This is a genomic window from Psychrobacter sp. FME6 (assembly GCF_014861365.1).
Taxonomy (GTDB): Bacteria; Pseudomonadota; Gammaproteobacteria; order Pseudomonadales; family Moraxellaceae; genus Psychrobacter.
Map to the genome: position 1 here is coordinate 1 of NZ_RRYW01000094.1, position 11,018 is coordinate 11,018.

The following is an 11,018-nucleotide window of genomic DNA, read 5'->3' on the forward strand; positions in this document are numbered from 1 at the left end:
TTCTTTGGGTTATTATAACCTCTTAGAAGCTGTCCAATTTTATTATGCCACTACAAACACCACCTCGGCGGATTGGTAGGTCTTCGGGGTGCGGGCGTGGGTTACGACCGTCTCGGTTACGCTCATGACATAGAACATGGTGCTAACTCCTTTGGTTTGTCCCAGCCGGGGATGGAATGGGTTTTGGAATTCCGAGAATCAAATTGGCTAAAAAATGCATCGAAGCCGACGCTCGTACCCCGCGCGCTTTATGCGGGCGTTAACTTGAGCCAGAACCAATGACAAGGGAGAATAAGGATCATATGAATTACATCTTTCTCGATACATGTGTTTTGCTAGATGTTTCTACGAAAAGAAATGATCTCCCTCTTGTGTCTGCACTAGAGGAGCTGGTGAGTTCGAACAGCGTAAAATTAGTCTTGGCTGACCTGGTTATTGATGAGTATGAGCGAAATAAGGAGAGTGTGGCGAAGAAAACTGCGCAACGACTGTCTCAAGAATTTAAGCAGGTCAAGGCTGTGGTAAATGAGTTTGCTGGTGAAAAGCAAGGAGCGACCATAGACGTTCTGAATGATATCAATGCAAGACTGCCCCTTTTAACCGAGGCAAATTACGCAACTATCCATAGAGTTGAAAGACTAATTGAATCGGCAGTGGTAACTCCAGTTAGTGAGCGTTCAAAAATCGCTGCCATTCAACGTGGACTAGAAAAAAGAGCGCCTTTTCATATAAACAAAAACTCTGTCGCAGATGCTGTTATCATTGAGCAGTTTTTTGAGTTTATGAGTAGCCTAAATCGTAGCTGTGATACTTGTATTTTTGTTACCCATAACCATAACGACTTTTCCTCGAAAGATCATCGAAAACCGCACTCGGATTTTGACGAGATATTTTCATTTTCTAATTCTTTATATTTCAATAATCTAACTCCAGCTATTGACCACATTGATCCTGATTTGCTTGCCGAAGTCGAGTTTGAACATGATTTTTCAGAAGAAACCAGAGGGTTGAGAGAAATATTAGACTCCATGGATGAGCTTGTCGATAAGGTCTGGTACAACCGTCATCAAAACCGTATATGGCTCATCGAAAACGGTGAAATTGAAATCGTTCCTGAAGGAACTGAGCGCTATGGCTCAGATGTAATTCATGATCATATCCTCCAAGGTGCTATTAAATCAGCTGAACGCATTGAAGAGAAATATGAAGATACAGGCCCATGGAGTGACTTTGAGTGGGGAATAATCAACGGGAAGTTATCAGCGCTGCGTTGGGTTCTAGGTGACGAATGGGATATGTTGGACACCTAAGTTAACGAAGCATTACAGATAGATAGTTAGGTGCTTGTTGCCAGAAAGGCACGCATGCGCACTCATAAACCGTTAAATTTAGGGGGTTTTGTGCCTGAATGGGCTATTAGATTCTTTGATTCGATCTCATCTGTAACATCAGCAGCTAGAGCACTAGGTACGGTTTTGCTTGTTCTATTGCTCTGGAGGCCAGCCTCAAAACTATTCTCTAATATTGGCTTTCCCGATGATTACATAATTCTTTTCCTGACAGTTGGAGCGTTCTCCGTTTCATACCTTGTAGTCAGGTTGCTTGAAATTGGATGTCTCAAGATCTTAAGTTTGCAGAATGATCGAAAGGCTAGTTTAAGAAAAGAGAGAGATCTGGCCAACTTTAAAAAAAAGGTGAGAATGACCCTGCCACACCTCAATCCCAAAGAACTCAGAGTTCTTCGGGAATTGGTTGAATCAGAGCAGCGCATGGATATCCGGGAAAAGGAAGTTAGCTGGCTGAGCAAATCGGGTTGGATCACAAAAATACATCAAGCACCCGCTGCTGAGTTTTTTTTCCAGCTGAGCCCTGTAGTACGTCCACTTTTTATTGAGTTCGAAAAAAATCGTTTTAAGGGGATGGTGAATCAAACGATTTCTAATCTTACTGAACCGCAGCGAAATTTTTTGGAGCTTTTTTGGCAAGAGCCGATAATTCATGGCACAAGGGAAAGCCAAAATTCAATGCCTTACAAAATCTACCATGCTGGCTTGGGATTAGTCACTGTACTTGGACTTTCAAAATCAGAATGGCGAGAAGGTGGACACCTGTGCGAGCGATTTGCACTTAATAACTATGCAAAGTCGAGATTGGAAGATGAGGTTTATGGTATTCCTCCTGTTCGGATTGAAGTTGATCTGAACCTCGAATATGTAGAAGGTCCCGGTTCCTCAGGTGGTGGAGCGCGAGGTCGGATTTAACAATCACAGGCATCAGTATTGACCACTAGAGCGAATAGCCAATTTGATGCGAATAAAAAAATGGCAAAGGTGTGGCAGCCTGTCAGCGATAACAAATGGTTATCATGCGAATTATCATAGGGCTCACATTGGCCAAGCTCTACACCTTACATTCCTATTTGCGCTTCAAGCTTTTTTACATGGTACCGCACAGTTCCCGTGCTCATAGGCTGCATACGGCTTCTGCCAGCAAAGATAAAAGCCTCAGGGTCGATTCCCAACTGATCTACCTTCATTAAATGAGGCAGCGGCCCGAGGAGCTCGTAGCGCTCATCATCCACAGTAATGAACACCTTTCGGCTGGATTGCACAACGTGTGCACAGCGAAGCATAAGTACCTTTTTTAATGGCAACTGATAAAGCATTGAAATTGCTGCAGGCATTAAAGCTTTAGCTTCGCGCTCGTTCGGTGTTGAAACAAGCTTTTCCATTACTGCCTTAATTTTTTTAACGTGTTGCTTATTGCTTATCCCTTTATTTTTTTTCTCAGGTAACACGAGATTAACGGCGTATTTATCTTTGGCAAAGGTTCTGAAAACAGCTAAGGAAGCACAATGCCCTGGCTTTTTCTTAGCATGAGATACGATAGCTTCTTCGGGAAGTTCCTGAATGGAAGATACCTTGGCTGACATCAATAGCTCTATAGCTGCTCGCAGATAGTTCCTAACAGTCAAAGGTTTGATTGGTGTCTCTTTGTAAGTAACTCTCTCACTCAATTCTTTTGCATAGTCGACGACCTCACGATGCCAAGGCTGCTTCTCATAACATTGCAAAATATCATTAATCCTCTTATTTTCAATCGCTTGCTCTTTCTCTTCGTTATCCCACTCTATGCCTAGTTTTTCTACTAAGAAATTCACCACATGAAAAGAACGGCGAAGCTTTTCAGCTCCAAATAAATTGAATAAGTGTTGCTGATCAATATCTCTGACGGACAAAGTATTCCGTTCGAGTATGACCAAAAAACGCGCATAACTATCTATTCGCGTCGTCATATTTCCCGCTTGCCTAGGAAGCCTTTCCCAAGAGCAAAACTCAAGAAATAGCGCTCTACACCAAGAAGCTTCAAATAACTCAAGGTTCAGCATTATTCGTCGGTCTAAACGGCGTTTTAAAGAACAGTCTTGGCAAGGGGCGTTGCCACCACCGGGAGTATCTGCTCCACAGTCAGGACATGAGTGAGTTTTTGGATATGGCCCGCTGCAATCTCTACAAACAGCTCGTCCTTCAACATCATATTGATGGAGCTGACGATATTTCCGACAAACCGAGCAGGTTACAAATGCGCAGGCCTTCCTTTCGCATGCCTGGCAGATAATCTCTGAAAGTTCACCATTAGTGATGCGTGAATATCTGCTAGAAAGACATCCACAACGGGAACAGGTATGTTCCTCTCGCCCATGCGGAGCGCAGCTTTTGCAAAACGCAGCGTGACCAATAAGATAACCGGCTCTCGGCAGCGGCTTATCGCAGCGCGCGCAGACACGGTGCAGCCTGAGGCACTCACCGCAGACCGGGTTCTCTTCATACTTATGGGCTCGCACTGACTCGCCGCATTTAGTGCAAGTCTTCTTCTTAAACTCACGGGCATAACATGTCGAGCAGTAAGCGCTCCCTTTGTAGCGCCTTTGCGCCTTAAGCATGGATCGACCACAGTCATCACACTGCAAGTGGGGCTTATGACTCACAAAAATGGGTATCCTAAAAAACTTAATATATGTCGAGCTCTTTCCTGGCGGAACTGTACAAGCTCAGTTCGTCGGCACCGATTTAGACAAGGGCCTTTTGGCTGCTGATTCGTGCTGCGCGTTCTTCGTACCCCCACAGGCAGATATGACAACTGCTCAGCAAAAAAAGCAGGCATTATAGATTTTATGAATGTCCTCTGAGTTAGACCAAGCACACTTGAACCTTCTTGGAATGACGATGGCCAATCAAGAAGCCAATATGCCAAGGTTTCCAAAATTGCAGTCCTATAGGCAACACGCTGATGCTCATACAAGCAACGCTGATTTGAAGGACGATGGAAGGGTTTCAAGTCGTAATGATGCCTCAGTCGATCATGCTGTAGCGAATTAGCGAGCACGCCTGCCATTACCCGAATGACACTCAGAGCTTCCGGACTGGTGGACGCTTGTGGGAGCAAGTTAGTCGGAGTTCCATTCGCTAATTTCAGTAGCTGGGATTGAAGAGCTAACACTAATGGAGAACAGCACAAGGTTGGTAACTTGCGAGAAAGAAGCGACACCCCACATACCGTACAGCGATCCATTCTTTGCACGGTACTTAGATGTGGCATCAATGGCGCATCACAACGTGGGCAAGCATCGCTCATCATGGCGCCATGGTAAGGACAAACAACCATAAACCCTAAACGCCAGTCACGATAATAGATGGCCCCATAATCCTTGAAGCATTCGGAACAATATTGGAGGCCGTGCTGGGTACGTACCTTGTTAGATATCCCCGCTGACAGAAGAAAGGGGACATTTCCCTGACGATGAATTTTTACCAAACTCTGCTCAATTGAACGTAATGTCATCCTTTCGACTGACGCAACATCAAAACCTGAGTGGCGCGACACGGTATAGAGCAGCTCATCACTGGCACTACGATCAATGTCACGGCTCCAGATAGGAATAGATGGAGCCCAGTAATTAGCAAACCGATAGGGGGTCAGGCCGTGAGCAAAGGCGCTACGCATCAACCACGAAGTAAACAGCTCATTCTTAGCTGGTGATAGCATGATCGCCCAGCTTCCTCTGATCACAGTTTAAGCGCCTCCTTGCCATAATCAGAGAGTTTAACCCAGCCGATGTTATCAAGAAGCTTAGCGTCTATATGCTCTTTACCATCTCGGATCGCTTTAACGGTCGCTCTTTTAAGCACGGTCGCTACGCCGCCGATGGTGCCCCCACTCATACTATGTAGCTTTATCGCGATATCCTGACTAGACAGCTGAGAGGGCTCAGCTAATGGCAGTAAGCGTTCAAAGCTGGCCAAGAGGCGCAAGAAGCTAACATCTAACTGCCATCGAGGTAGTGCCAGCGGCTCAAAGCGACTTGAGAGTTGAGTATCGGTGTGCAGCGCGAGAATGGAGTCACGCGTACCGACGGCTACAAGCGGAAGCTGTAGCTTATTGCTCAATCTTTTAAGCATTCCTAGAAAATGCCTCTGTTGTCTTGCACTTCCATGTAGCACATTGTGGATTTCATCAATAATGAGCATCCTGGCTTGTACGTAAGTTAATACCGAAATAGCTTGGTTCTCCTTACGCTGCACGGGATCCGTATCTCTGTGGGCTATCTTTAATGACAGAAGTAACTCAGTCCAAAAACGCCCCTCATTTGGTTCGGAGGGCATTTCCATAACAATGACAGGTGCTAATGGCTCTCCAGAGGGAAGAATCTTCACAGGATGCTTTTCTCTGAAACGGTCGATTAATGTACTTTTTCCATTCCCGCTTTCTCCGACCAGCAACGTGTTGGGCATCCGCTGTACACGGGGATGTGCTAATTGATCCTCAAGCCGGGTCATGATTTCTTTGGCCCTAGGATAGGAAATCCAATGGTTTTGCTGAGCGAAATAAATGCGGTCTTCCGTCGTCCAGGTGAGTGTCTCAGCAATCTCTGGCTTGAGGTGATCAAAATGGGCCATATTCATTCCCTAGGCATCGTCATCGAATGGTTCTATAGGCAGTGCGAATATATCAATCTCACTTTGCACCTCTGTTTGAGGTGGAGCAGGAAAAACACTCTTAGCAGGCGCTTGTGTTTCAACAGATTCCGTTTTCTTGGCGAGTTTCTTCGTCGTATTGATACGAGCCATCTGACGTCTTGCTTGCTTCGTTTTCGTGACGGCCTGTTCAACACGATGACGCATCTTGAGAATGGTCTCAAAAATCACATCCTCATCAACATGCCGCAGTCCTTCCTCTCGAATGCGGCGAGTTGCTTCCCGTAACTCCCACACACTAATCGCTGGTCGAGTAGGATTCCGATAAGGAACCATGTAATAGATCTCACTTTCAGGGTCGTAGAAATAGACTTTACTGATATCGCGTGGATCACGACGGATAGTAAATGAACGAGCCTTCGTTTGATTTTCGGGGTCTTTTGAACCAATCCAAGGGTTCAACACTTCATGGTAGTAATTAATTTCATCCAGCTGGACGCCGTAGCGCTGCACAGTGCGTGAATAAAGAGGAAGGAAGTCTAACTTCAAACGCGTGGGGTCAGTTGGTATAGGCGGCATCCCCAAGCCCGGCTGTGTTGAGTCTCCTAATATACCGAGTTGCCACTTGCGCATTGGTGGCATGTTCAATTCAGAATGCTTGCGACGGTGATACACCCCAACAATAAATTCAACTAAATGCTGCTCAAACTCACGAAGGGTGAGCGCTGATTCTTTTTCTGAGTCATATCCTTTCCGTTGCTCAACGTTGGAAAATGTTGTGCCAGGTAAGGTGTGTATCTCATTTGCAGCAGTACCCATATAACGCTCTATATGTCCGCCGTAGTGGGGAAGCTTTACCGGACGTAATTGCAGGTCGATACCGTATTGTTCACAAGCCCGGCGCAGCATTTTCCCCCGGAATTCTTTCGCGTTATCAGCATGCAGAACACGCATTTTCCCCCAGACTGGCCACTCTTGCCCCACCCCCAGGTTTGCAAGATATTCATGCTTAGGCAACATGGCATTGGAGACACACAAACCCACTGAGATAGCACTGGGCTTTTCCATGCTAACCGCAATCCCCACCACCATTCGTGAAAAGACATCAATAGCCAGAGTTATCCACGGTCGGCCAAGCGCCAGACGATGCTCTTCATCAACTAAGATGACGTCAGCAGGCGTATGATCTATTTGAACAACAGCAAGAGGGAAATCCGCATTTGGAAACTCTCCCCTGATAGGAGCAAAGGTGTCACGCGCCTTATCTCGTAGCCCGCGGCGTCTCATCGTTTCACGTGTCGAAATCTGTTTTATGCGGTTACGGATTGTATTGGAGTGAGGAGGAAGTAAACCGGCCTGTTTGCAATGAGCTTTGACAGTGATAATTACGTCACTGGGCTTATATCGTTGACGACTTAGATATAAGTCATTGATCGCCCCTTCGATTATTGCCTCGACTTTCTTATCGAGCTTTTTCGTACCTGGCTTGCGGCCTCGCGGGGCTGGTATCAATGCTGAAATATGGCCAGCCTCGTGATAGTCCTTAACCCATTGGTATAAAGTGGCAACGTGAACACCGGCTTCTTCTGCTAACTGCTCTGCCTTTGCACGAGTACGAAATGGATCGTCAAGTAGAGGACGGATTGCTGCAAACCGCTGCTGAGCAACTTGCCAGTCTTCGTCTTCGATCTCGGATAAATCCTTTCCTTCAGCAACACCACCTTCTCCAAGCTCTATATCCGTTACGGGACGAAGCTGATGCGCAGACAGACGGTGCACCTCTCCAGTGTCGGTATCTTTAGCAAGGAGGGTTGCTGTATCCAACAAGTGCGAAACTCTATAGGTACGACCATTGGCTGTTATCACAGACCCAGTAGTTACCGATAGAAAAGCGGGCTCTGTAGCCATAAGAAACCTTCTCCGTTAGTAATCCATATGGGGCTGGACATGTTTAATGGGCGTATGAGGTCAGCATGAACACGGCCTATAGCGATCATTTGCCATAAACAACAAAGCGCACACATACGCTTTTCCTCATTCGCATAAGCAGCTGTAAGTAGAATTTCAGGTGTTGTTTCACCGAGCACGGCAAGGGTTCTAGCCAAGTGAGTAGCGGTAGCCGAGTCCTCTGCCAAGTCCCTATAGGCCCTTAGAAATCGTGCATTGTTCAATAGGCCAGTGCCTCTAATCTCTCGCTCAGTCACAATGCGAAAGCCCCAACCTTGCTGCTTGCAATAGCGTATAGCTGCCTGAAATTTAGGCTTCATAATGTGCCAATTTTCTCTCAAATCTTCGCGATACTTAACCTCATACAGAATCGGCGCCGCTTCATCCGAGTAAGTCACGAGCATATCGGGCGTGTACTGACGCCTTTTTCGATCATCATCTTGATACTTAAGGGTTAGCGGCTGCTCACAAACCGTAGCGACCAACGGATCAAAATCGAGGATCATCAGGAAATCGCGCTCTAATGATGACTCAAAATTGCAAGTGCTTCCTCGTAAGAAAGAAACCTGCCCAGTAAGGCTCCTTCGGTTAGTTCCAATAACTCTAACAGGCCGATTCATATTCAGTCGCCTATATATTTGTGATTTTAACACCCAGTCGCTTATATTGGTGTCAATTAGTAGCGTATTTACTTGTCGAAAATAACGTAAGATATTGTTCCAGTATAGCATTAGTAGCTGTTTTTAGTGGAATTCACAACGGCAGATAAGAAAATAGACGTTTCAGAAATGTTGCGCGTGTTTGGTGAGCCAATTTCTAAAAAACGTACTGAACGTTCAGTGGACACTGTTCAAAGTACACCTCTGAACAGTCAAAGTGTTCAGTACAATACGGATATTGAACACCTATTAGCGCTTGAAAAGCTCAAGAATGAACACCTCAGCCAACAGGTAAGCGATCAAAAAAAGTTAATTGAAAATTATCAGCAGCAGATAGGACAATTGAACAAAACGCTGGATAAAGCCAACGCCAGTATCCAAGATTTCGCACAAGTGAGACTGTTAGAGTTCAAGCAATCTGAAATGAGCGATGAGCCGCCACTTGCACAGGAGCAAGAAAAAAAAGACGATTCAATCGTCGCGACGGCTAAGAAGAAAAAACGGTGGTTCTTTTGACTTTAACGGATGTTAGAAAAAGTATCAGTGTTTAATCTTTGGTAGATAGCTCTCTAAAGCCTTATTAGGCTTGTTAAAACTTTCAGGCTCTCGTTGTATGATATTAATCATTTCGCGCTTAAATGCGTCAGTCTTCATTTTGCCGTCATAACTTAGGCTTGGATGATCGTTATAGTCATTCATAAACTGCACGCTATCGACAATGGACTGGATGGCTGCTTGCGATAATGCACCGTCTGCACCCGTTAGCTTGTCTAATGTTTTTTTATGGAAACTCAGCTTTAAGCCTCTAAATCCCTTACCTCTCGATTTCTTCTGATACTCCACGCTAACACTATAGTTTGTATTCTCGTTAATGTCGTTAATAGCTGTTTCAATAACAAATTGTCGCAAATGACCGAACTGCTTGTATTTACCTTTGACATTCATTACATGCTTAAATTCTTCAAGTGTAAAATCTTTGCTGTACTGAAACTGATTAACCCACATAACGACTAATTCATATAAACGTATTGAGTGGATACTTGATAACTCGCCGATTTCAAGCAACTTATACTTAGTAAAATTAGCTCTTAGCTGTGTCAAATAAGGCAAAATCTTTTCTGCAAAAGATAAAGAAACTTCTCCGTTATCCGGGTCATAGACAATACTACTGACAAGTCTTGTTTGAAGTATTTTGTTTTCGGGCAAGCTCATTACAATATCAACGTCATACAAACGCTTACTTGCGTTTTCCATATCACGATAGACGTTCTGCTCGTTTTTAGACTTCTTACCAAAGAACAGTGACTTTATATCATCTACAGACACTTTAAATTCAGTCTGTTTTGTTACTTCTGGTGCGTCAGGTCTGCTGTCTATCTGACTAATACACGCTAGCATTAGCTCTTTGTCTGTTTTTTGCATTGTGTATGTTGCTAAAATCAGCTCGTTTGATTGAACAACTAAATTATTTTCCATTTTTAATCCTGCTCATTTACTGTTTTTTTAAAAACATTCAAGCTATGGTAACATCAAAAACAGTTAAATAAACAGTATTTAATATATGACTGTTTTTTCTGCTCATTTACTGTTTTTTCTGCTCATTTACTGTTTTTTCTGCTCATTTACTGTTTTTTCTGCTCATTTACTGTTTTTTCTCTTTGTAAGCTATTGATATTAAAGGTGAAAAAAGGCTCTTAAACAGGAGTAAACAGGAGTAAACAGGATTAAATAAAACCCCTTAAAGAAACGGGTGATAAAATTTTTTGTGGATAAGTGAAAAATCATCATTTAAACCACGTAGCTTGCCTAAGTAACTTATCCCTCAGTAATCGTTTTTTTAAGGATGAGATTAAGGACTAAATCCTCGGCTAGGTGAATGCGCTTTATTAACTTGATATTGGTAAGACTCTAAACCACCCTGTAACGCTTTGTATTGGCTTTCAGACAGCTCTTTGCCATATTGCTCAGTAAACGTCTCTAAAGTGGCTTTAAGCGCCTCTGAGTAGGTTTTACGCTGGGTTGGTGGTAAAGAGTTAACATCACGCAACGCAAGTTTGAATTGCTGACAGGTTTTATCCAAGGTATCTGCTAAATATTCTTTGGCAACGTCTCTTGCCTCAACTGAATGACTATCATTATTGATGTAATGGTTTAACCCTTCTATGTAGCTAGACGATGAGATGATGTCCCGAGTCATTCTGCCAACCTCTCCTGCGCTACCGCCTAGCTTGTCGATGATGCTGGTATTAAATGCCGCTCGTTTTTGATCGATATTGTCTCTGAAATCTGTAAAATGCTTGGTAAGCGCTAGATACTGCTCACGTTCAGCGTTAGGATCACGCAACAGCTTGATGATGGCTTTGTTGTTCTCAACCAGCGTGTGATCAAAACGTTTGGCCACTTGGCGTAAGTGCGCGGTAAATTCCACCGCTTTATC

The 11,018-nt window shown here is 44.3% G+C and carries 10 protein-coding genes; 3 read left to right on the forward strand and 7 right to left on the reverse strand.

The window, feature by feature from the left end:
* The first annotated feature begins 302 nt into the window (after positions 1–302).
* Positions 303–1,310, forward strand: coding sequence for a PIN domain-containing protein (locus EI162_RS11730; RefSeq protein WP_192524525.1), 1,008 nt, complete (start codon positions 303–305; stop codon positions 1,308–1,310).
* 54 nt (positions 1,311–1,364) lie between these two features.
* A complete protein-coding gene (locus EI162_RS11735) occupies positions 1,365–2,261 on the forward strand; it encodes a hypothetical protein (RefSeq protein WP_192524526.1) in 897 nt (298 codons plus the stop codon).
* 146 nt (positions 2,262–2,407) lie between these two features.
* Here the strand turns inward: EI162_RS11735 and EI162_RS11740 are convergent, their stop codons facing one another.
* From EI162_RS11740 to EI162_RS11760, 5 genes are all read right to left on the reverse strand, one after another.
* Entirely contained in the window at positions 2,408–3,295 is an 888-nt protein-coding gene (locus EI162_RS11740) for a hypothetical protein (protein ID WP_096277095.1), read from the reverse strand.
* Positions 3,296–3,984: 689 nt separating this feature from the next.
* Positions 3,985–5,046, reverse strand: a complete 1,062-nt coding sequence (locus EI162_RS14935) for a TniQ family protein (RefSeq protein WP_192524527.1) — start codon at positions 5,044–5,046, stop codon at positions 3,985–3,987.
* A gap of 20 nt (positions 5,047–5,066) precedes the next feature.
* Complete coding sequence (locus EI162_RS11750) at positions 5,067–5,957, reverse strand: TniB family NTP-binding protein (protein ID WP_176483352.1); 891 nt, start codon at positions 5,955–5,957, stop codon at positions 5,067–5,069.
* A gap of 9 nt (positions 5,958–5,966) precedes the next feature.
* On the reverse strand, positions 5,967–7,883 hold the full coding sequence (locus tag EI162_RS11755; RefSeq protein WP_192524528.1) for a Mu transposase C-terminal domain-containing protein: 1,917 nt from the start codon (positions 7,881–7,883) through the stop codon (positions 5,967–5,969).
* Positions 7,853–8,542, reverse strand: coding sequence for a TnsA endonuclease N-terminal domain-containing protein (locus tag EI162_RS11760; protein WP_225736981.1), 690 nt, complete (start codon positions 8,540–8,542; stop codon positions 7,853–7,855). Before EI162_RS11760 ends, EI162_RS11755 begins: the two co-directional genes overlap by 31 nt.
* A gap of 126 nt (positions 8,543–8,668) precedes the next feature.
* On the opposite strand from EI162_RS11760, the gene EI162_RS11765 reads away from it, so the two are divergent.
* On the forward strand, positions 8,669–9,097 hold the full coding sequence (locus EI162_RS11765; protein ID WP_192524529.1) for a hypothetical protein: 429 nt from the start codon (positions 8,669–8,671) through the stop codon (positions 9,095–9,097).
* Between the two features lie 24 nt (positions 9,098–9,121).
* Here the strand turns inward: EI162_RS11765 and EI162_RS11770 are convergent, their stop codons facing one another.
* On the reverse strand, positions 9,122–10,057 hold the full coding sequence (locus EI162_RS11770; RefSeq protein ID WP_192524530.1) for a replication initiation protein: 936 nt from the start codon (positions 10,055–10,057) through the stop codon (positions 9,122–9,124).
* A 373-nt stretch (positions 10,058–10,430) separates the two neighbouring features.
* Positions 10,431–11,018 (reverse strand): hypothetical protein (locus EI162_RS11775; protein WP_225736982.1); only part of this gene is annotated, 588 nt, incomplete at its 5' end.

Excerpts from the sequence above, each read along its gene's own strand:
- EI162_RS11730 (WP_192524525.1), top strand. The coding sequence starts at position 303 with ATGAATTACATCTTTCTCGATACATGTGTTTTGCTAGATGTTTCTACG.
- EI162_RS11735 (WP_192524526.1), top strand. The coding sequence starts at position 1,365 with ATGCGCACTCATAAACCGTTAAATTTAGGGGGTTTTGTGCCTGAATGG.
- EI162_RS11740 (WP_096277095.1), bottom strand. The coding sequence starts at position 3,295 with ATGACGACGCGAATAGATAGTTATGCGCGTTTTTTGGTCATACTCGAA.
- EI162_RS14935 (WP_192524527.1), bottom strand. The coding sequence starts at position 5,046 with ATGCTATCACCAGCTAAGAATGAGCTGTTTACTTCGTGGTTGATGCGT.
- EI162_RS11750 (WP_176483352.1), bottom strand. The coding sequence starts at position 5,957 with ATGGCCCATTTTGATCACCTCAAGCCAGAGATTGCTGAGACACTCACC.
- EI162_RS11755 (WP_192524528.1), bottom strand. The coding sequence starts at position 7,883 with ATGGCTACAGAGCCCGCTTTTCTATCGGTAACTACTGGGTCTGTGATA.
- EI162_RS11760 (WP_225736981.1), bottom strand. The coding sequence starts at position 8,542 with ATGAATCGGCCTGTTAGAGTTATTGGAACTAACCGAAGGAGCCTTACT.
- EI162_RS11770 (WP_192524530.1), bottom strand. The coding sequence starts at position 10,057 with ATGGAAAATAATTTAGTTGTTCAATCAAACGAGCTGATTTTAGCAACA.